The following is a 21,911-nucleotide window of genomic DNA, read 5'->3' as shown; positions in this document are numbered from 1 at the left end:
TTTCAACACGAAAAAAATACAACAGCAAGAATGCTAAAAATGAAAGCAAGAAGCAAATTGACGAAAGCAGGGTTTTCTTCTATTCTTGATTTATACAAAGTAGACTATAACAGAGAAGAGAGAGGAGAATCATTTTGAAAGAGTGTACGAGCGGAAGGGTTACGATCCCTACAGATGTGGACGTTGTGCCGGAAACACTGGATTTGGTAAAGCGCTGGGGGGCAGATGCGATCCGTGACTGTGACGGAACCGATTATCCAGAAGAATTAAAGAATGTAGATGCAAAAGTATATTCTACTTATTATACAACCAGAAAAGACAACGCATGGGCAAAGGCAAATCCGGAAGAGATTCAGCAGATGTATATTATGACTCCTTTTTATACAGCAGTAGAAGAGGAGTTATCCATTCATCTGATGAACCATCTGTATCCGGATATGCTGAAGGTCAATGACCATGATGATATCACAAGATGGTGGGAAGTGATTGACCGTACCACGGGAGAAGTAGTTCCGACAGAGCAGTGGAGCTATGACAGCGAGAGCGGGGATGTGACGATCCACAGTGCAAAGGCATTTCATGATTATACAGTAAGTTTTCTTGCCTATATTATGTGGGATCCGGTACATATGTACAATGCGGTGACAAACGGATGGACAGACTTTGAAAAGCAGATCACATTTGATGTGCGTCAGCCAAAGACACACAAATATTCCATGGAGCGTCTCAGAAAATATATTCAGGACAATCCACATATCGACGTGATCCGTTATACGACATTTTTCCATCAGTTTACACTGATTTTTGATGAACTGGCGAGAGAGCGTTATGTAGACTGGTATGGATATTCTGCATCGGTAAGTCCATATATTCTGGAGCAGTTTGAGCAGGAGGTCGGATATAAGTTCCGTCCGGAATTTATTATCGATCAGGGATATATGAACAATACGTATCGGATTCCATCCAAAGAATTTAAGGATTTTCAGGCATTCCAGAGAAGAGAGGTTGCCAAGCTTGCAAAAGAGATGGTGGATATCACACATGAATGTGGAAAAGAAGCCATGATGTTCCTTGGAGATCACTGGATCGGAATGGAACCGTTTATGGATGAGTTCAAGACCATCGGTCTGGATGCAGTCGTAGGAAGTGTTGGAAACGGTGCGACGCTGCGTCTGATCAGTGATATTGACGGGGTGAAATATACAGAAGGAAGATTCTTGCCATACTTCTTCCCGGATACGTTCCATGAAGGAGGAGATCCGGTCAAGGAAGCAAAAGTCAACTGGGTAACGGCAAGACGTGCGATTTTAAGAAAACCGATTGACCGTATCGGATACGGCGGATACTTAAAACTGGCGATGGAGTTCCCGGAATTTATCGATTATGTAGAGAGTGTCTGCAACGAATTCCGTACTCTGTATACAAATATCAAAGGAACGACGCCATACTGCATCAAGAAGGTCGCAGTATTAAACTGCTGGGGCAAGATGCGTGCATGGGGAAATCATATGGTGCATCATGCGATCTACTACAAACAGAACTACTCTTATGCAGGTGTAATCGAAGCGCTCAGCGGTGCTCCGTTTGATGTCAGATTTATCAGCTTTGATGATATCCGTGAGAATCCGGCAATTTTAGATGACATTGATGTGGTACTGAATATTGGTGATGCAGATACTGCATACACAGGCGGAGACAACTGGACTGATGAGACGATCGTCACAGCGATCAAGAAATTTGTTTACAACGGCGGCGGATTTATCGGAGTCGGAGAGCCGGCTGCTCATCAGTATGAAGGTCATTTCTTCCAGCTTGCAACGGTGATGGGTGTAGAAAAAGAGACAGGATTTACACTGAACATGGATAAATATAACTGGGAAGAGCATGAGCACTTCATCACAGAAGACTGTAAAGGGGAGATCGACTTCGGAGAAGGCAAAAAGAGCATCTTTGCACTGGACGGTACAACGATCGTCAAACAGATTGACAAAGAAGTACAGCTTGCAGTCAATGAGTTTGGACAGGGACGCTGCGTTTACATCAGCGGACTTCCATATAGTTTCGAAAACAGCAGACTGTTATATCGTTCCATCATCTGGTCTTCTCATGATGAAGAAGATCTGCATAAGTGGTTCAGTACAAACTACAATGTAGAAGTACATGCGTATGTGAAGAATGGAAAATACTGTGTAGTGAATAACACTTATGAGCCACAGAGAACAACTGTCTACCGCGGAGACGGAAGTTGCTTTGATCTGGATATGGAAGCAAATGAAATTAAGTGGTATGAGATTTAGAGATTGATAAAAGAAAAAGGAACGCGATCATAGAAAGTTCTGTGAGAGCGTTCCTTTTTGTGTACCTATCCGGGTATTCAGGTATAAAATTTAATTCTTTGCATGTTCCTGCCGGTATTTCACCGGTGTCATATTAAAATTCTTCCGGAAAATCTGTGTAAAATAGGACTGGGAAGAAAATCCGGTGGAGGACGCAATATCAGAAATCGAATAGTTGGTATTTTTCAGCAAATGCTGTGCACGCTTCAGACGCGTCTGATTCAGATACTGAATTGGGGAGAGTCCGGCATATTTTGTAAAAGAGTGCACCATATAATATTTGTTCATATGTGTCAAACCGGTCAGCGTGTCCAGCGTAATGTGTTCTGCATAGTTTGAGTCCAGGTATTCTTTGATCTGGGCACATTCCTTTGTCATTCGGATCGAGTTGATCGATACGGGAATGAGCTGTTGGGATCGTATGATCTTCAGAATCAGAATCTCAAGCAGATGCTGGCAGATGGTCTGAGAACCGTATTGTGCGGTCCGGATTTCGTAGAGCATCTGGCGGAACAGTTCATGAATACTGGGATCATGCTCAAAATTGCAGAATACCTGTGCGCATTCTCTGTCTTTTTGGGACAGGAATGAAATTCCATCAATTCCGAGCACATAATATTCCAGCGGATGATTTTGAGAGGAACGTTCGGTATGTTCTGTGTAAGGCGGGATGATGACCAGATCTCCCCGGCGTAGAGGCGATTGCTCCTGGTTAAAAGAAAAGCTGCCTTCTCCACTGACTACAAATAAGAGTTCCGTAAAATGATGTGTATGCATAATACTTTTCCAGTCACCTTCGTCTTTGGAGAAAGCAATGGAAAGTAATTTGGCATTCAGATTTTGAAGATCTTCTGAATTGATCAGATAATGTCGGTTGCTCATACATGTCTCCTTTGTGAAAATAAATTTAAATCAGTCCAATAAAAGTTATCTCTATCATATACAAAACAAATAAAAAAAGCAAGAATGATAAAAAAGAAGAAAATAGATGAGAGCTTGTCATTATCGGGAGGAATCAGGAATATAATATTATGTTTCATGTGTTTTAGGAATCATGGACAGCAATTTTCAGAAGGAGAAATGAGAATGAAAAAAGGGATGTTAAAGGGACAGAGGAGGGAACTGCTTTTTACAGTGATTTTTATCATGATTCTGACAGTGAGTCTGAACATGATTGCGTTTATCTGGTTTCAGCTCAGGGTGTATCATATGACATTTCAGCAGGAATTTGTGGATATGAAACAGAAACGAATTTTACTGTATGGGGATATGGAAAACGAGTGTGAAAAACATTATTCTCTGGATCGGATTCATCCGAGTGAAATGGTCAAAGCGGGTTATATTTGTGAAGAAGGGCTGACACAATACGAAAAGCTGTATTTTAGCATTATGTAAGAAAAGGAATGTGAGCCTGTAGTATTGCCGGTCCAATATGGTGGAAAAAGAGGATGGATCCGTAGCAGAACAATTATAAATGGAAAGGAAAAAAATAAAAAGATTATCGGTGTACTGGAAAATTACGATGAACAAAAGGAAAAAGAGGCGGAAATAGAACATCACTTAAAAAATATCAATAAAATCCAAAAGGCATCGCAAAGAGACTTTCTGACAGGAGTGTACAATCGGGAAGGCTTGATACAGAATATTGAAAAAGCACTGAAAGAAGATAAAAATAAACAGGGAGTGGACGCATTTTTCATTCTGGATCTGGATCATTTTAAGGAAATCAATGATTTTCTGGGGCATGGAACAGGGGATCAGGTATTGCAAAACACAGCAAAGATTCTTGATCAATGTTTTCGAAAAGAAGATATTGTAGGACGTCTTGGCGGAGATGAATTTGTGCTGCTGATTCGAAGGATTGACCGGATAGAAGCGGTTCATCGGATGGCAAAGAAGTTGAATGAATCTCTATGCAATACTTATGAAAAGGACGGACAAAGGATTCAGATCAGTGCCTCAATAGGAATCGCACTTGGACAGGCGGAAACAGAGAGTTTTGAAAAACTTTATGAAAAAGCAGATGAGGCACTTTATGAAGTAAAAAGAGAACAGAAAAACGGATATAAAATATATGAAGGACAGAGTAGGGTGTGATTCCAGGCTCTGTCTTTTTACTGATGGTTTTTACCTATTCGGGTATCCCGTAACTTATGCCTTTAGCGGGCGGACTTCCTCCGATCAGGTATAAATATCAGGAATCTGTAGTCTCACGGCGAATCAGAACAGGAGTGATTTGTTTGTGAATGGGATGTTCTAAAGGAGTAGGTCTTCTTTTTTTCATCTCATCCATTTGCAAAATCAAAAGCTCCATTGCGGTTTTTGCGATTTTATCAATCTGTTGGCCAATCGTAGTAATTGGGAGAATTGCTTCGTTGGCAATTGGAGAATTATCAAAGCCTACGATTTGGTAATCTTCCGGTAATTTTCCATATTTTTGGAAAAGCAGGTTCAAAAATATATTTGCGTAAGTATCATTTGAAAGAAAGACTCCTTTTTTCTTTCCAGAATAGGTGCTGTCTATTTTTTGAAAAACCTGTCTGATCGCTACATAAGTAGTTTCATAAGTATAGCCAAGATCCTGAAGCATTAGTTCATATGGAATGTGATGTTCCTTACAAGTATCTTCAAATCCTCGGATACGGTTATAGGCAGGCACGTGTTCAGGTACAGGAACATTTACATGAATCAGTACATCACATTGATTGCGAATCAGCAGATTGGTTGCCTGTACAGCTCCCATATAGTTGTCTGTGTCTACGCTACAGATATGCTCAGCTTCCCGTTCAATTGCGACGATTGGAATGTGATAGGAAGCAAGCTCCTCGGAAGAAAAAGTATGGCTCAATATAATCAGACCTTCAATTTTATAAGCCATCAATTCATCCAGGTACTGTTGTTCCAGTTCCTTTTTGTCACTGCTTACGAATACAAGGAATTTGTAGTGGTAGTCACTGTAGCTGGACAAAAGCTGATTCAACATCTCAGAATAGTAGTGCAGATATAGATTGGGAATAATGATTCCTATAAATTCGCTTTTCCCATTTGCCAGAACTTTAGCAAGCTTATTTTCCTGATATCCAAGATCATCCAGAGCCTTTGCGATTTTTTCCTGATTTTCTAAAGTAAGAGAATCTGGACTATTAAAATATCTTGAAATCGTAGTTTTGGAAAAGTTCGTATATTTTGCAATATCTGCAAAGGTTACTTTCTTTTTGCCCATAATATAACAACTCCTGTTTTCTGTAAATTACTTTCAGTATAGCAAGAACAGCAGAAAAAAGCAATTAAGAAATAACTGGTTACGGAACCGGTTATGCAATAAGACTAAAATTTGGTGAACAGAGAACGTGTATTTATGAAAATATGTTGACATGTTAGAGAATCTGGTGTAATATCGAATTAAAAGTAACCGGTTACTTTACCGGTTGCATAACCGGTTTATTAAAAAGAAGCAGGGAGGAAAAAAGAAATGAGGACATTTACAAACAAGAAAGCGGTTCCGGTGAAGCAGACAGCAAAACAAAAGCTACAGTATGTCAGAAAAAACTGGCAGTTATACTTATTCTTTCTAATGCCGGCACTTCTTTTGACGATTATTTTCAAGTACATTCCAATGAGTGGAGTGCTGATCGCATTTGAGGATTATAATGTGATTGACGGTGTGTTTGGAAGTGAATGGGTAGGGTTGGAATATTTTCAGCGTTTTTTGTCATCACCAGATTTTATGAATTATCTGATGAACACGTTGAAGCTGAGTGCATATGGATTACTATGGGGCTTTCCGGTACCGATTATTCTTGCATTACTTTTAAACCGCATTAGAAAAGCAGGAATTCGAAAGAAGATTCAGTTACTGATCTATGCACCGAATTTTATTTCCGTAATCGTTCTCTGTGGTATGATCCGTATGTTTCTTTCTCCGGTAGGACCAATCAATCAGGTGTTGGGGATTGATACCAATTGGATGACAATGCCGGAATCGTTTCGTACAATCTATATCGCCAGCGGAATCTGGCAGACAGCAGGATGGGCATCGATCATGTATACTGCAGCGCTGTCAAATGCGAGCAAAGATCTGGAAGAGGCAGCAATTGTAGATGGTGCAAATATTTTACAGCAGATTTGGTATGTAGAACTTCCGGCAATCAAAAATATTATTGTCATCCAGTTTATTTTGCAGGCAGGAAATATTATGAGCATTGGATTTGAAAAGGCATTTGCGTTGCAGACAGATATGAATCTTCCAGCATCTGAGATCCTCTCTACTTATGTATATCGAATCGGTCTGTTAAATGGAGATTATGGATATTCGACAGCAGTGGGATTGTTCAATTCGATTATTAATGTAATCCTTCTAATCGCAGTAAACTGGATTGTAAAGAAACTCAATGACGGGGAAGGTCTTTAGGAGGTACGAAGATGGAAACAAGAAGAAAAATGAAACTTAGCACTTCGGATAAAGTGCTTTTAGGGTTTGGCTATGCGGTTCTGGGGATTTTTGTACTTGCGATACTCATTCCGCTGGTCTATGTTGTGGTTGCTTCTTTTATGGATCCGAATGTATTGAACAGCCAGGGAATCAGTTTCAATTTTAAAGACTGGACACTGGATGCATATAGAAGAGTGCTTGAAAATGAAATGATATGGAGAGGATTTTTGAATTCGTTCTTTTATTCAACAGCATTTACTGTAATTTCAGTTTTTGTAACTTTATTGGCAGCGTATCCAATGTCTAAAAAAGAATTTGTGGGAAGAAAGTTTTTTAATACTGTTTTTATCATCACCATGTTTTTTGGCGGCGGTCTGATACCTACATTTATTCTGGTAAATCAGCTCCATATGGTAAATACGGTCTGGGCAATTTTGCTTCCGGGAGCCTTTAATGTATGGAATATGATTTTGGCGAGAACATATTATCAGTCCATTCCAAAAGAGCTTCGAGAAGCGTCAGCTATTGACGGAGCAAATGAAATCCAGCACTTTTTCCGGATTATGCTTCCGGTGTGTAAACCAATCATTGCAGTTTTGGCACTCTGGTCTTTTGTGGGAATGTGGAACAGCTATTTTGATGCAATGATCTATCTGAATGATGCCAATTTACAGCCATTGCAGCTTGTACTACGTTCGATTTTGGTACAAAATACGCCACAGCCAGGTATGATTGCGGATATCCAGAGTACAGCAGAAATGGCAAAAGTAGCAGAATTACTGAAATATGCGACGATTGTTGTATCCAGTCTGCCGCTTTTGATCATGTATCCGTTTTTCCAGAAATATTTCGATAAGGGAATCATGGTCGGTTCAGTAAAAGGTTAGATGGTTAGGAGGTGCAGCTATGAAAAAAAGAATCAAATCGATTATTGCGGCAAGCCTTTCTCTTGTGCTTGTATTTTCAATGACGGGATGTGGAAGCAAAGAAAGGATGGAGGCAGAGATCAATCCGGATACACCAGTCGAAGACGTGGAGTTTCCTCTGAAAGAAAAAGCAGAATTATCATTTATCACCAGTGCTCCTGCAACATCTACACAGGAGCCGAACGAGCGAACAATCTTCAAACGGTTGGAAAAACAGACGAATGTACATATTGACTGGACCTGCTTTGTGGCAGATCAGTTTGCGGATAAGAAAAATCTGGCACTGGCACAGTTTGGAAATCTGCCGGATGGGCTCTTTAATGCGGGAATGAATGATTATGATCTCCTTCGTTATGCAAAACAGGGGATTATTATTCCGGTAGAGCATTTGATTGATAAATATATGCCGAATCTGAAGGCTATTTTTGAAAAATATCCGGAATACAGAACAATGTGTACAGCTCCGGACGGACATATCTATTCTTTCCCCTGGATCGAACAGCTGGGGGAAGGGAAAGAAGCAATTCAGGCGATTGGGAATATTCCGTATATCAATAAAAAATGGCTGGATTTTCTTGGATTGAAAGTACCTGAAACAACAGAAGAACTGGAAAAGGTATTAATTGCGTTCCGGGATCATGCGGAAGAACTAAAGTCAGAATTTGACATAGAGGGAGATGTGATACCGATGTCCTTTATCATCAACAATGGAGATCAGGATCCTGCAATTTTGATCAATGGATTTGGTGAGGGATACGGAGACACTGGGGATCACTTTGCAGTGACAGATGAAGGCAAGGTTATTTATACCACTGTACAGGAAGGCTATAAAGAAGGTATTCAGTGGCTGCATGAACTGGTAGAGCAGAAATTGGTTGATCCGGAAGCTTTTACACAGGAATGGTCTACTTATGTGGCGAAAGGGAAAAGCCACCGTTATGGTCTGTGTTTTACATGGGATATTTCGAATATTGATAATTATGAGGATTATGTGATGCTTCCGGCATTGGCTGGTCCGAATGGTCTGGTGAATATCACCAGACAGAATAACAGTGAGACAAGTGGATTTGACAGAGGACGCTGCGTGCTGACAACCAGCTGTAAAAACACAGCACTGGCAGCGGCGTGGATTGATCAGATGTATGCGCCTTTACAATCTCCACAGAACAATTGGGGAACATATGGAGAAAAAGATTCCTTTAATATTTTCGAGATGGGAACGAACAAGGATGGAGAGAAAATGTTAAAGCATATGGATCTTGGAAATGAGTCTCCGGTAGAAGTCAGAGAAGCTCAGTCAGTGAATGGACCGTTAGCAGTATTAAATGAATATTACGATGTTTATGTGACACAGCCTGCGGATGCAAAATGGCGTCTGGACAATATGCATGAAACCTATTTGGAAGATATGCACAGTAAATATGTATATCCAAATGTATTTATGAGTATTGAAGACACAAACAAAGTGACTCAATACGATACAGATATCAGAAAATATGCAGAACAGAAAAAAGCAGATTGGATATTAAATGGCGGAATTGAAAAAGAGTGGGACAGCTATTTAAAGAAAATGGAACAATATGGATTGTCTGATTATCTTGCAATCAAGCAGAAGTATTTTGACAAGTATCAGGAATCCTTGAAGAGTGAACAGGGGAAAGAATAGGAGACATTATGAGTATTGAATTAAAGAAAGCCAATGAATATGAAAAAACAGAACAAGAGAAAATTCCGGTAGAAGAAAAACCGGCATTTCATGTAGCTGCTCCAGTGGGATGGATCAATGATCCAAATGGATTTTCCTGGTATCAGGGACAGATTCATCTTTTTTATCAATATCATCCGTATACAACGGAGTGGGGACCAATGCACTGGGGACACAGTGTTTCAGATGATATGATTCATTGGAAGAATATGCCATCAGTACTTGCTCCGGATCAGGAATATGACAAACGAGGATGTTTTTCAGGAAGTGCAACGGAAAAAGATGGAAAACATGTACTCATCTATACCGGAGTAAGTAATGTGCAGATGGAGAATGGAAGCATTCAAGAACGACAGAATCAGTGTATTGCGTATGGAGATGGAGAAATCTATGTGAAATCACCCCAGAATCCTGTTATAACCGGAGATATGCTGCCTGCGGATTGTAGCAAGATTGATTTCAGAGATCCGAAAGTGTGGAAAAAAGGGAAAAACTATTATCTGATTGTTGGAAATAAGAACTCAGAGCAGAAAGGTCAGGTTGTACTTTTTTCCAGTAAAAATTTGGAGAAATGGAAATTTGAGACTGTGTTGGCAGAAAATAGCACAGGTCAGATTGGAACTATGTGGGAATGCCCGGATTTTTTTGAACTGGATGGGACACATTTTTTGATCTGTTCGCCACAGAACATGAAAGCGCAGAAATATGAATTTCATAATGGAAATAATTCCGTATATTTTTCAGGAAAATATAATGAAACAGAGCATACATTTCAGAAGGAAGCTCCAAAATCATTGGATTATGGTCTGGATTTTTATGCGCCGCAGACGACAAAACTTCCGGATGGACGTCGGATTCTAATCGCCTGGATGAAGTCATGGGATGCCTGTGTGATTCCGGATGGTCAAAAGTGGCAGGGAATGATGACACTGCCGAGAGAACTGCGGTATATGAATGGAAGATTATATCAAAATCCGGTGGAAGAACTGAAGCAGTATCGTAAAAATCCATGTTGTTTGAAAGACCAGGAGATTTCAGGAACTGTTCAGTTTGATGAAGTGAGAGGAAGGATGCTGGATCTGACTGTAGAAATCGAAAATGGCCAATTTGATGAATTTTGTCTGGAACTGGCACATAACATGGAATATACGACTACTTATACATATAATCGAAAAAAGCAGATTATGGAAGTGGATCGTACTTGTTGCGGAGTGACAAAAGATGTAATCTGCAGAAGAATATGGAAAGTTACGGAAGGAAAAGAAACATTGAAACTTCGTTTTATTCTGGACAGACAGTCCATTGAACTGTTTGTCAATGACGGAGAACAGGTTGTGACAACTGCAATCTGCACACCGATAGAGGCAGATGAGATTGTGTTCTCATGTGATGGAAAAGCGAAAGTGAATGTAGAAAAATATGAAATTGTAGTTTAAGACGGAGGGAAAATTCTTTTTATTCGGAAGAGTTTTCCCTTTTTACTGAGATTCATATAAAAAGGGAGAGTCCCACATTTACAATCCCGGCAAGTACCATGACCAGAACAGGATTGACTCGTTTTCTCAGAAGAATCAGACAGCCTGCAAAGATTACCACGGCCTTTGGGTTGCATGAGGAAAGCTTTATCCCCAAATCTCCAAAGAAAGCAGTGATCAGGATCGAAATTCCTGCAGAGGCAATCAGTGCAACGACGGCGGGACGAAGCATCCCAAGAATTCCCTGCAGGGTGTCCAGATTTCGGTATCTCATATACAGATATGCAATAATGGTCACAATGATGCAGGAGGGCAGGATACATCCGAGAGTCGCAACAAGTGCACCGGGCATTCCTGCGATCTTGATTCCGACAAAGGTGGCGGAATTGATGGCGATCGGTCCGGGAGTCATCTGGGAAATGGTGATCAGATCTGTGAACTCAGCCATTGAGATCCAATGATGAAGAGAGACGACCTGATTCTGGATCAGGGGGAGTGCAGCATAACCGCCGCCGAAGCTAAAGGTTCCGATTTGAAGAAAACTGAAAAAAAGCTGCAGGTAAATCATGAGAGTGTCCTCCTTTTCTGATACCAGGTCTGCAGGTAGCCAAGTGCAATACAAAATAAAATGATGTAGACGGCATTGATCTGAAACATATAGTTTGCAAGAAATGCTCCGCCCATGATCAGAAGAGAAATCGGTGTTTTTTCACGGATGATTCCGCGGCCCATATCATAAACAACTGATGCGATGACAGCCGCAACACCGGATTGCATCCCTTCCAGAAGAAGCCGTATCCAGACATTGCTCTGGAAAGCAGCGTAAAATACAGAAAGGATGGAAATAATGACAAAAGGCGGCAAAACGGTGGCGAGGACACAGAGCAGAACTCCTGGAATTCCTGCCAACTTGTAGCCGACAACAATTGCGCCGTTGACTGCGATAGCTCCCGGAGAAGACTGCGCGATGGCGATCAAATCCAGCATTTCCTCATCATCGATCCAGTGATACTGGTCCACAAATTTCTTTTTCATGAGTGTAACGATCACATAACCGCCGCCAAAAGTGAAGGCACTCAGATAAAGGGTAGAAATAAATAATTTGCTTAACAGATGTTTTTGAGATTTCATTTGCATATTCTCCTTTCATTTCTATTTTAAACTTGCTTTGCCAATATGTAAAATAGTAAAATGATAATATTCGGATTATTGGTTACTGTGAACCAGTAATTTAGCCGTAACAAGTGATCATCATAAAAGGAAGGAGCAGAGAATATGATACGATTTGCAACTATTGGAACGAGTGTGATTGTGGACCGTTTTCTGGAAGCGGCAGCTTTGTGTGAGGGACTGGTCCACACGGCAGTATTTTCAAGAAAGAAGGAGACAGCCAAGGCATTTGCAAAAAAGCACGGAGCAGAGTTTATTTATACAGATCTAAAGGAGCTGGCAGAATCCTCGGACATAGACGCGGTATACATTGCCAGCCCCAATTCCTGCCATTGTGAACAGGCAGTAGAGATGCTTAAGCACGGAAAGCATGTACTCTGTGAAAAGCCTGCTGCAAGTAATGCGGCAGAGCTGCAGAGGATGAGAGCGGCGGCGGAAAACGGACAGGCGGTGCTGTTAGAAGCCATGCGTTCGGTGTATGATCCCGGATTTCAGGCAATTGAAGCAAATCTGTATCGCCTTGGAAAAATCCGGAGTGTGAGCTTTCGATTTTGTCAGTATTCGTCGCGTTATGATAACTTCCGCAAAGGAATCATCGAGAATGCGTTTCGGCCGGAGCTTTCCAACGGGGCCTTGATGGACATCGGAGTGTATTGTGTACATCCGCTGGTACGATTGTTTGGAATGCCGGAGAAAATAGAAGGAGCTTCCGTCTTTCTGGAAAATGGTGTGGATGGTATGGGAACCATCCTGGCGCAGTATCCGGGCTGGCAGGCAGTTCTGCAGTATTCCAAAATTACAAGTGGATATACGGAAAGTGAGGTTCAGGGAGAAAACGGGAGTATGCAGATCGATCGGATCGCAGATACAAGAAAAATTACGATACATGAGCGTACTGGGCGCAGAGATGTGATCCTGATCCCAAAAGAAGAGAATAATATGGTATATGAAATACGGGAATGGCTGCGTCTGATCGAGAACAGTCAGGAGGATGAGAAAAGTAAAATATATGAGGAAGCGTCCGGAAACGAAATGCAGTTTCTGGATCTGGCAAGGGAAAAGATGGGAATCCGGTTTCCGGCAGATGTTTCTTAGGATAGCGCCATGTGAAAAAAGAGTTCGCCAAAAACAGCGGACTCTTTTTGCGTCTCAGATACAGACACGCAATGAAAGTGTGTGCATATGTTAAAAGAAAAAGGATTTTGTGTGATTGGAAAAAATCGGAATTATTGGCGGGGATCAGAGGCAGATTTATGTAAAACAATTTCTGGAAGAGCATGGATGGCAGACAGAAACAGCATTTTTTCCGGATGGTACCAGACAGGAGGAAACAACAGAGCGGCTTCGGGAGATTTTTGAGAACTGCCGGTTTGTGGTGCTTCCGGTGCCTGTATTGCGGAAAGGAAAGCTCAATACAGGAGCGGAATATAAACCAGATGCAGAGCAGCTCATGGAATATGTGAAACATGGACAGTGTATCTTTGGCGGCTGTTTTTCAAAAGAACTGAAAAACAGGATTTTATGCCGCGGCGGTGAGAGCTATGACCTGATGCAGCTGGAACGGATTGTAAGAGAAAATGTAGCTGCCACAGCAGAAGGTGCGGTTGCCGAAGCGGTACAAAACAGTCCGGTTACGCTTCGGGGGAGTTTGTGTATTCTGACAGGGTATGGCCGATGCGGAAGTGCAATTCATCAGTGCCTGAAAAACTGGGGATGTACGATCGTGGTGTATGACCGTGATGAGAACGCATGCGAACGTGCAAAAGAAGCAGGAGCGAAGATCTGTGAATATAAGGATCTTTCAAAAGTACTGAAAAAAGCAGCATTTCTTTTTAATACAGCGCCGTCTGCTGTGTGGACAGAGGGATTGCTGGAAGGAGTGCCACAAGAAGTCTGTATTCTGGAGCTGGCTTCCATGCCGGGAGGAATTGACCGGGATGCGGCAGACAGACTGGGAATCCATATAAATGTCCTGCCGGGCCTGCCGGGACGTTTTGCGCCGTGTACATCAGGCAGACTGCTGGGAGAGGAGATTTTGAAGGAAATAGAAAGAATCATAAAAAGGGAGTGTAAATCATGAAGCTAAAAGGCAGGAAGATCGGAGTTGCGATCACAGGATCTTTTTGCACTTATGAAAAAGTGTTTCAGGCACTGCGGGCATTAAAAAAGGAAGAGGCAGAGCTGCAGACCATTTTTTCAGATGCGGCACAGTCTATAGACAGTCGTTTTGGAAATGCAGAGGATTTTGTGACAAAGGCAAAGGAAATCACAGGGGCAGAGCCGATGCTGACAATCCCCCAGGCGGAGCCTATCGGACCGAAAGGCCTTTTGGATCTGCTGATTTTAATGCCGTGTACGGGAAACAGCATTGCGAAGCTGGCCAATGGGATTACGGACACTCCTGCGCTGATGGCTGCAAAAGCGCATCTGCGCAATGAGCGTCCGCTGCTGGTTTCGATTTCTACAAATGATGCACTGGGTATGAATATGAAAAATATCGGGTTGTTGTTAAACACTAAGCATGTTTATTTTGTACCGTTTAAACAGGATAATCCGCAGAAAAAGCCAAATTCGATGATCGCCAGCCTGGAGTATCTGATCCCGGCGGCCGAGGCGGCACTGGAAGGCAGACAGTATCAACCGATCATTCAGTAGAAAAGGGGAAGACAATGGGAACATTTACAGGATTTTGCAGCCGGAATATGGGATTTGCACCGGGACGCTGTGTGGAAGAAACAGAACATGCACATCCGGTTACATTAAAACGGCCGGGGCGCGTGTGTACGCTCATTTTGAATGGGGAACTATACAATGCAAAAGAGCTTGGGCGGGAGCTGAAAGCCGACACAGACAGAAATGAGGAATTGTTTCTGCTTGCCTATATGCAGTACGGACCGGAATTTGTGAAAAAAATAAATGGTGTTTTCGGTGCGGTGATCTGGGATGAAACGAAAAAAATATTGTTCTTGTTCAGAGACAGGATCGGGGCAAAACCAATGTTTTATACGCAGAAAAAGGAGACGCTGTTTTTTGCCTCTGCCATTGGAAGCTTATTTCAGTATCCGGGTGTGGACCCTGTGCTGGATGAGAATGGTCTCTGTGAAATTTTTGCGCTTGGTCCGGCAAGAACTCCCGGAAACGGTGTTTTTCGAGATATTTATGAAGTGCTTCCGGGACATTATCTTTCTTTTGCAGACGGAATTCTAAAAGATCATTGTTACTGGAATGTAAAAAGTCAGCCACATGAAGATTCCAGGGAAGAAACAGTAGAAAAAACAGCGTGGCTCTTGGAGGATTCGATTAAACGGCAGATGGAGAGTGAAGAGACGATCTCTACATTTCTCTCCGGCGGAGTGGACAGCAGCCTTGTGACGGCAGTCTGTGCGGATGCTCTGCGGGAAAAGGGGGAAAGGCTTCAGACATTTTCCTTTGATTTTGAAGGAAACCGGCAGTATTTTCAGGCAAATGCATTTCAGCCGAGTCAGGACCGGCCGTGGGTGGAACAGATGGCAGCATATTGCGGCAGTGAGCATCGCTATTTGGAGTGCAGCAATGAAAAGCTGGCGGAATATCTTTACAAAGCTGTGGATGCAAGGTGTCTGCCGTGTATGGCGGATGTGGAGTCCTCTATGCTGTATTTCTGCTCTCAGGTGTCACAGTACAGCAAGGCAGCTCTGACAGGAGAATGTGCGGATGAGATTTTCGGAGGATACCCGTGGTTTCATAAAAAAGAAGCCTTTGAGACAGACGGATTTCCGTGGTCAGCAGATCAATCTGTCCGGCAGAGTCTGCTTCAGGAAAAGTGGATTCGGAAGCTTCCGATGAAAGAGTATGCAGGGGAAGCATATGAGAAAGCCGTGCGGGAAACACCGTGCTGTACCGAGGATTCTTCTGTGGAGAAGCGTCGCAGAGAAATTGCGTATCTGAATTTGAAATGGTTTATGGCAACACTGTTAGACCGGATGGAGAGGACCAGTACCTGGTGTGGATTGTCGGCGCGAGTGCCGATCGCAGATTACCGCATCATCGAGTATGTATGGAATGTGCCCTGGTCTGTGAAATGTGAGGATGGTATTCCCAAAGCATTGCTTCGCCGTGCGGGAAAAGGAAAAGTACCGGACGAAGTACTCTGGAGAAAGAAAAGTCCATATCCGAAAACATACAATCCGCAGTACGAAGCACTTCTGGCAGACCGGCTGAGAGAAGAAGTGTTACAAGATACAAGTGCGCCCATTCGGGCATTTCTGGATCGAAAGAAGGCAGAGCGGTTTTTAAATTCGCCGAAGGATTACGGAAAACCGTGGTACGGACAGCTGATGGCAGGACCTCAGATGATCGCATATGTGCTGCAGATCAATTACTGGATGAAAAAATACCAGATCCAGATCAAATTGTAAAGAAAATAAGGATTGCAATGGGGGAAAAACGGAGTATAATAAATGTAAATAAAAAACAAGGGAGCTTGCGTATCAAGCAGGCTGAGAGGAAGCTGAATCGCTTCGACCTGTGACCTGATTTGGATAATGCCAACGTAGGGATAGAAAAGCTGAGACAGCGGGTATGCCATACATTGGTGTACCCGCTTTGTTGTGCGATAAGGCAGCAGATTCCAAAAAACAACTTCAGGTCTGAAAGGAGACATTTATGAAAAAATATCTGGAAACTGTGAGAAATCATTGCCCATTGGTACATAATATCACGAATTACGTGACCGTAAATGATGTGGCGAATATCATCCTGGCATGTGGTGCCAGCCCGATCATGGCGGATGAGCCGGAGGAAGTGCAGGAAATCACAACCATCTGTCAGGGGTTGAACATCAATATCGGAACGCTTCACAAGAGCAGTATTGAAAGTATGTTCCTGGCAGGAAAGAAGGCAAACGAACTGGGACATCCTGTGCTTCTGGATCCGGTTGGAGCCGGTGCGAGCACTCTTCGCACACAGACAGCAGTGAAACTGATGCAGGAAGTCCGCTTTTCTGTAATCCGTGGAAATATGTCAGAGATCAAAGTTCTCTCCGGCGGCATGGGCGGTGCAAGAGGAGTGGATGCCTGTGAGACGGATATTGTTACGGAAGAGACTTTAGAGGAGGCAGTGGCATTTGTAAAAGCGTTTGCAAAATCCTGTGGATGCATCGTGGCAGTAACAGGTGCGATCGATCTGGTGGCAGATGACAAACGTTGTTATGTGATCCGAAACGGCAGAAAAGAAATGGGACAGATTACAGGAACCGGATGTCAGCTCTCCGGGATGCTGACTGCATTTTTGTGTGCGAATCCGGAAGAAATGCTGGATGCGGCGGCAGCGGCTGTTTGTATCATGGGAACAGCAGGTGAGATCGGCTGGGAAAATATGCAGCCGGGAGACGGCAATTCCACCTACAGAAACCGGATCATTGATGCGGTCTGCAATCTGACCGGAGAAGAACTGGAAAGGAGAGCAAACTATGAGGTGCGATAAGGAATCTCTGCTTTTATATGCAGTGACGGACAGAAGCTGGACGAAAAACGACACGCTGTATCACCAGGTAGAGGAGGCCTTAAAAGGCGGGGTGACATTCCTGCAGCTGAGGGAAAAAGATCTGAATACAGAAAACTTTCTGCAGGAGGCAGAGGAGATGAAAAAGTTGTGTGCCGCATACAGAGTTCCGTTTGTGATCAACGACAATGTAGAAATCGCCCGTACAGTAGGAGCTGACGGTGTACATGTGGGGCAGGATGATATGCCCGCGTGGAAGGTGCGGGAGATTTTAGGAGAGGACAAGATCATTGGTGTGTCTGCACAGACTGTGGAGCAGGCTATAAAGGCAGAAAAAGATGGAGCAGATTACCTGGGAGTGGGAGCAGTATTTCCGACCAGCTCCAAAGCAGATGCGGTGGAAGTGGAACACGCCACACTTCGTGACATTTGTGTGGCAGTGCAGATTCCGGTCGTAGCAATCGGCGGAATCAGCGCAGAAAATGTCAGTCAGCTTGCAGGAACGGGAATCGACGGGATTGCAGTAATCAGTGCGATCTTTGCGCAGGATTTCCCGAAGCTGGCAGCAGAAGAATTGAAAAAGAAAGTAGAGGCGATCCAATGACGATCAAGGGGATCATCTGGGATGCGGACGGAACACTGTTGGATTCCATGGAAATCTGGGAGCATGCTCCGGATCATTATCTGGAGACACTGGGAATCGAGCCGGAACCAAATCTGGGAGAGATTCTGTTTGAGATGAGTCTGGAGCAGGGAGCAAAGTATCTGATCGATCGCTACCACCTGCCGGTTGGTGTGGCAGATGTTCTGGAGGGAATCCACTGCCAGATTGAAACCTTTTACAGAAGAGAAGTGACATTAAAACCGGGGGCAAAAGAGCTTCTGGCAGAATTCAAACAAAAAGGATACCCCATGATCCTGGCGACCTCAGGAGATCAAGACTGTATCCGACAGGCGTGTGAGCGGCTGGAGATCCGGCAGTATTTTACGGAGCTGTTATTCTGCAGCGAGGTTGGTGCAGGAAAAGACAGGCCGGACATTTATCTGGAAGCGGCGAGAAAGATGAATTGCAGGCCGGATGAAGCGCTGGTTGTGGAAGATGCACTCTATGCCATTGAGACTGCAAAAAAGGCAGGGTTTTCTACAGCAGCTGTCTATGACAAAGCAAACAAGGAACAGGAAAAAATCAGAGAGACAGCGGATATTTATCTGAAGTCTTTCGATGAACAACTGACAGAAATGATAACAGGAAGGATGTAAGTAACACATGACATCGATGAAGACAGGACTGACGATCGCGGGAAGCGACTGCAGCGGCGGTGCCGGAATCCAGGCGGACATCAAGACAATGACGACAAACGGAGTCTATGCGATGAGTGCGATCACGGCGCTGACGGCACAGAATACAACCGGAGTACGTGATATTCTGGAATTGTCTCCGCAATTTTTAAAAGAACAGCTGGATTGCATTTTTACAGATATCAGACCGGACGCGGTGAAGATCGGGATGGTATCGTCCACAGAATTGATTGAGGTGATCGCAGGATCATTGAGGCAATACGAGGCAGCACATATTGTCGTGGATCCGGTTATGGTGGCGACAAGCGGAGCAAGGCTGATCCGGGAGGATGCAATCTGCGCGATGCAGGAGAAGCTTTTTAAAATTGCTGAGGTGATCACGCCCAATATCCCGGAGGCTGAGCTTTTGTCCGGAATTGAAATTCAGACACAAAGAGATATGGAGAGGGCAGCAGAAATGATCGGCAGACAGTTTGGATGCAGTGTACTGTTAAAGGGAGGTCATCAAAGACAGGATGCCAATGACCTTTTGTGGAAAGAAGACGGAGCGATGCGGTGGTTTTACGGAACGAGAATAGAGAATCCGAATACTCACGGAACAGGATGCACGCTTTCGAGTGCGATCGCAGCCAATCTGGCGAAAGAATTTGAACTGGAAGAGTCTGTAAAAAGAGCAAAGCAGTATCTTTCAGATGCATTGGAGTTCAAGCTGGATCTGGGAGCCGGAAGTGGGCCGATGAACCATGCATTTGCATGGAACAGGAACGAATAAAAAATTATAATTGCATATTTATGCATCATCCAGTAAAATAAGAAAGGATACCCTGTTATGACAAGGCAAGTGCCGGAGCCAGGACAGGGTATTATCATGTGGAAAAGTAATAGAAAAGAGGATGAAAGAAAAAATGGATGGTTCTATGTTTATCGGAACTTGGTGGTCACTTGTGCCGCCGCTGCTTGCAATCGTGCTTGCGTTTCTCACAAAGGAAGTGTACAGCTCCCTGTTTGTAGGAGTTGCTGTGGGGGCACTGCTGTATACAGGATTTTCTCCCTGGGATTCTTTTGTGTCATTTTTTGAAATTATGAAAGAAAGCATGAATCTGAATATTCTTATCTTTGACGTGCTTCTGGGGATGATCATCGTGTTGATGGCAAAATCAGGAGGTTCTGCCGCCTATGGAAACTGGGCAGGAAGCAAGATCAGGAGCAAAAAAAGCGCGCTTCTTGCAACAACGGGACTTGGGGTGCTGATTTTTGTAGATGATTATTTCAACTGTCTGACGGTCGGTTCCGTGATGCGTCCGGTGACAGACCGCTATAAAGTTTCCAGAGCGAAGCTGGCGTATATCATTGATTCCACGGCAGCTCCGGTCTGCATCATCGCGCCGATTTCAAGCTGGGCGGCTGCGGTCAACTCTTATGTGCCGGACGATGCGGGGATTACAGGGTTTCAGCTGTTTTTAAGAACGATTCCCTACAATCTGTATGCGCTTCTGACACTGGCAATGGTATTGTTTGTGGTGATCACAGGATTTGATTTCGGACAGATGAAGCGTCATGAAAAGAATGCTGCAAACGGGGATCTCTTCACAAGCGGTGCGGAAGAATTTGAGACAGTTGAGACAGAAAATGCATCAGAAAAAGGGAAAGTGATGGATCTGATCCTGCCGGTAGCGGTTCTGATCCTGTCTGCGATCGGGGCTATGATCTACACCGGATATCTGGGCGGAGCAACCGATGTATTCACTGCCTTTTCCGGATGTGATGCAGAGACAAGTCTGATTTTTGCAACTTCTGTTACGATTTTATTTATGTTGATTTTATATCTGCCGAGAAAGGTCATTACATTTAAGGGATTTATGGACAGCTTCGTAGAAGGCTTTAAACTGATGATCCCGGCGGTGGCGATCCTGATTTTTGCATGGTCCTTAAAAGGAATGGGAGATGCCCTTGGAATTGGAGTATTTGTAGAGAATCTGGTGGGAACAAATGCTTCGGCAAGCGTGATCCTGCCTGCGGTGATGTTTATGATCGCGATTTTTCTTGCATTTTCAACAGGAACCTCATGGGGAACCTTTGCGATCCTGGTGCCGATCGTAGTAGCGATGTTCCCGGGACAGAAAAATCTGGAAATGATGATCATCTCTGTGGCGGCAGTTCTGGCAGGAGCAGTATGCGGAGATCACATTTCTCCAATCTCAGATACAACAGTAATGTCTTCTGCGGGTGCACAGAGCAATCACATCAATCATGTATCCACTCAGATGCAGTATGCCATGGTCGTGGCGGCAGTTTGTATCGTAGGATATCTGATCGCAGGAATCGTGAAGATCTGGTGGGCTGCACTGGGCAGCAGTCTTTTGATCTTGTTTGCAGTACTGACGGTTTTGAAGAGACGAGAGCAGAAAAAGGATGCGGAGGAACAGCATGCGTAATGTAATTGATGTGCCGTATCTGGATCAAAGTGTGCGTTATCCGACCGGATGCGAGAGTGTGTCGGCTGTGATGCTGCTTAGGTATCTGGGATACGAAATGTCTGTGGATGAATTTATTGAGCAATATCTGGACAGGCAGGAGTTTGAACTTCGTGAGGGGGAGCTTTACGGTCCGGATCCCACAAAATATTTTTGTGGAAGTCCCTATGATGAGGAGTCATTTGGCTGCTATGCACCGGTGATCACTCAGGCGCTGAAAAAAGCGATCGGTGAAATGTATGAGGTGCTGGATCTTACGGGAACAGAGATAAAAACTTTGCAAACAGAGTACATTGACAAAGGAATGCCGGTGATTCTCTGGGCGTGTATCAATATGAGAGAACCGATCACGGGCCCACAGTGGAAATTAAAAAACAGCGGGGAAGTATTTACCTGGATTTCCAATGAGCACTGTATGCTTTTGATCGGATATGATGAAGAAGGATATTATTTCAATGATCCGTATGAGAACAATGGAGTGATCCGCTATCCGAAAGAGATTGTAGAAGACAGATACAAAGCACAGCATATGCAGGCTGTGGCAGTAAAAAAGAAATAAAGAAGGACAGGAGTCTGTTGATCGATTCAAAATCAGCAGACTCCTGTTTTTCTT

21 protein-coding genes are annotated in these 21,911 nt (G+C 43.6%); 17 read left to right on the top strand and 4 right to left on the bottom strand.

Going from position 1 to position 21,911, the window contains the following annotated elements; genetic code table 11:
• The first annotated feature begins 134 nt into the window (after positions 1–134).
• Complete coding sequence (gene gnpA, locus FXV78_RS01435) at positions 135–2,297, top strand: 1,3-beta-galactosyl-N-acetylhexosamine phosphorylase (RefSeq protein ID WP_039959503.1); 2,163 nt, start codon at positions 135–137, stop codon at positions 2,295–2,297.
• A gap of 90 nt (positions 2,298–2,387) precedes the next feature.
• Here gnpA and FXV78_RS01430 read toward each other — a convergent pair whose 3' ends face one another.
• Positions 2,388–3,218, bottom strand: coding sequence for a helix-turn-helix transcriptional regulator (locus FXV78_RS01430; protein ID WP_004841839.1), 831 nt, complete (start codon positions 3,216–3,218; stop codon positions 2,388–2,390).
• 204 nt (positions 3,219–3,422) lie between these two features.
• On the opposite strand from FXV78_RS01430, the gene FXV78_RS01425 reads away from it, so the two are divergent.
• Together FXV78_RS01425 and FXV78_RS01420 are read left to right on the top strand one after the other, a co-directional pair.
• Positions 3,423–3,731, top strand: a complete 309-nt coding sequence (locus FXV78_RS01425) for a hypothetical protein (RefSeq protein WP_009244851.1) — start codon at positions 3,423–3,425, stop codon at positions 3,729–3,731.
• A gap of 24 nt (positions 3,732–3,755) precedes the next feature.
• Positions 3,756–4,433, top strand: coding sequence for a GGDEF domain-containing protein (locus tag FXV78_RS01420; RefSeq protein ID WP_004841836.1), 678 nt, complete (start codon positions 3,756–3,758; stop codon positions 4,431–4,433).
• Positions 4,434–4,530: 97 nt separating this feature from the next.
• Here FXV78_RS01420 and FXV78_RS01415 read toward each other — a convergent pair whose 3' ends face one another.
• Positions 4,531–5,559: a LacI family DNA-binding transcriptional regulator gene (locus FXV78_RS01415; RefSeq protein ID WP_004841835.1), complete on the bottom strand. Its 1,029-nt coding sequence runs from the start codon at positions 5,557–5,559 to the stop codon at positions 4,531–4,533.
• A 249-nt stretch (positions 5,560–5,808) separates the two neighbouring features.
• Here FXV78_RS01415 and FXV78_RS01410 point away from each other — a divergent pair, with 249 nt between their 5' ends.
• Genes FXV78_RS01410 through FXV78_RS01395 form a run of 4 tightly spaced genes read left to right on the top strand, consistent with a single transcriptional unit; the run spans position 5,809 to position 10,835 of the window.
• On the top strand, positions 5,809–6,747 hold the full coding sequence (locus tag FXV78_RS01410) for an ABC transporter permease (protein WP_004841832.1): 939 nt from the start codon (positions 5,809–5,811) through the stop codon (positions 6,745–6,747).
• Between the two features lie 11 nt (positions 6,748–6,758).
• Positions 6,759–7,655 (top strand): carbohydrate ABC transporter permease, encoded by an 897-nt coding sequence (locus tag FXV78_RS01405; RefSeq protein ID WP_004841831.1) that lies wholly within the window; start codon positions 6,759–6,761, stop codon positions 7,653–7,655.
• Between the two features lie 19 nt (positions 7,656–7,674).
• Positions 7,675–9,360 (top strand): type 2 periplasmic-binding domain-containing protein, encoded by a 1,686-nt coding sequence (locus tag FXV78_RS01400; protein ID WP_004841828.1) that lies wholly within the window; start codon positions 7,675–7,677, stop codon positions 9,358–9,360.
• 8 nt (positions 9,361–9,368) lie between these two features.
• Positions 9,369–10,835 carry a glycoside hydrolase family 32 protein gene (locus FXV78_RS01395; protein ID WP_004841826.1) on the top strand — a complete coding sequence of 489 codons (1,467 nt, stop codon included), beginning with the start codon at positions 9,369–9,371 and terminating at the stop codon, positions 10,833–10,835.
• Between the two features lie 52 nt (positions 10,836–10,887).
• Here FXV78_RS01395 and FXV78_RS01390 read toward each other — a convergent pair whose 3' ends face one another.
• Together FXV78_RS01390 and FXV78_RS01385 are read right to left on the bottom strand one after the other, a co-directional pair.
• Complete coding sequence (locus FXV78_RS01390) at positions 10,888–11,442, bottom strand: chromate transporter (RefSeq protein ID WP_004841824.1); 555 nt, start codon at positions 11,440–11,442, stop codon at positions 10,888–10,890.
• On the bottom strand, positions 11,439–12,005 hold the full coding sequence (locus FXV78_RS01385) for a chromate transporter (RefSeq protein WP_009244847.1): 567 nt from the start codon (positions 12,003–12,005) through the stop codon (positions 11,439–11,441). Before FXV78_RS01385 ends, FXV78_RS01390 begins: the two co-directional genes overlap by 4 nt.
• 144 nt (positions 12,006–12,149) lie before the next feature.
• On the opposite strand from FXV78_RS01385, the gene FXV78_RS01380 reads away from it, so the two are divergent.
• From FXV78_RS01380 to FXV78_RS01335, 10 genes are all read left to right on the top strand, one after another.
• Positions 12,150–13,139: a Gfo/Idh/MocA family protein gene (locus FXV78_RS01380; protein ID WP_004841821.1), complete on the top strand. Its 990-nt coding sequence runs from the start codon at positions 12,150–12,152 to the stop codon at positions 13,137–13,139.
• A gap of 115 nt (positions 13,140–13,254) precedes the next feature.
• Positions 13,255–14,124, top strand: coding sequence for a dipicolinate synthase subunit DpsA (locus tag FXV78_RS01375; protein ID WP_004841820.1), 870 nt, complete (start codon positions 13,255–13,257; stop codon positions 14,122–14,124).
• Positions 14,121–14,699 (top strand): dipicolinate synthase subunit B, encoded by a 579-nt coding sequence (locus FXV78_RS01370; protein ID WP_004841818.1) that lies wholly within the window; start codon positions 14,121–14,123, stop codon positions 14,697–14,699. Before FXV78_RS01375 ends, FXV78_RS01370 begins: the two co-directional genes overlap by 4 nt.
• Before the next feature lie 47 nt (positions 14,700–14,746).
• Positions 14,747–16,441: an asparagine synthase (glutamine-hydrolyzing) gene (gene asnB / locus FXV78_RS01365; RefSeq protein WP_004841816.1), complete on the top strand. Its 1,695-nt coding sequence runs from the start codon at positions 14,747–14,749 to the stop codon at positions 16,439–16,441.
• Positions 16,442–16,688: 247 nt separating this feature from the next.
• The gene (gene thiM / locus FXV78_RS01360) at positions 16,689–17,507 is read left to right on the top strand and encodes a hydroxyethylthiazole kinase (RefSeq protein WP_004841812.1); all 819 of its coding nucleotides are present in this window, start codon (positions 16,689–16,691) and stop codon (positions 17,505–17,507) included.
• On the top strand, positions 17,494–18,129 hold the full coding sequence (gene thiE / locus FXV78_RS01355; protein ID WP_004841810.1) for a thiamine phosphate synthase: 636 nt from the start codon (positions 17,494–17,496) through the stop codon (positions 18,127–18,129). Before thiM ends, thiE begins: the two co-directional genes overlap by 14 nt.
• Positions 18,126–18,785 carry an HAD family hydrolase gene (locus FXV78_RS01350; protein ID WP_004841809.1) on the top strand — a complete coding sequence of 220 codons (660 nt, stop codon included), beginning with the start codon at positions 18,126–18,128 and terminating at the stop codon, positions 18,783–18,785. The genes thiE and FXV78_RS01350 overlap by 4 nt, the downstream gene beginning before the upstream one ends.
• A 16-nt stretch (positions 18,786–18,801) precedes the next feature.
• On the top strand, positions 18,802–19,596 hold the full coding sequence (thiD, locus tag FXV78_RS01345) for a bifunctional hydroxymethylpyrimidine kinase/phosphomethylpyrimidine kinase (RefSeq protein ID WP_004841807.1): 795 nt from the start codon (positions 18,802–18,804) through the stop codon (positions 19,594–19,596).
• Between the two features lie 133 nt (positions 19,597–19,729).
• A complete protein-coding gene (locus FXV78_RS01340; RefSeq protein WP_009244840.1) occupies positions 19,730–21,259 on the top strand; it encodes a Na+/H+ antiporter NhaC family protein in 1,530 nt (509 codons plus the stop codon).
• Positions 21,252–21,857 (top strand): C39 family peptidase, encoded by a 606-nt coding sequence (locus tag FXV78_RS01335; RefSeq protein WP_004841803.1) that lies wholly within the window; start codon positions 21,252–21,254, stop codon positions 21,855–21,857. Before FXV78_RS01340 ends, FXV78_RS01335 begins: the two co-directional genes overlap by 8 nt.
• The last annotated feature ends 54 nt before the right edge of the window (positions 21,858–21,911 follow it).

Origin of the sequence: Mediterraneibacter gnavus ATCC 29149 (genome assembly GCF_008121495.1) — a bacterium.
Taxonomy (GTDB): Bacteria; Bacillota; Clostridia; order Lachnospirales; family Lachnospiraceae; genus Mediterraneibacter; species Mediterraneibacter gnavus.
This window is presented reverse-complemented; position numbering and strand designations above follow the sequence as displayed.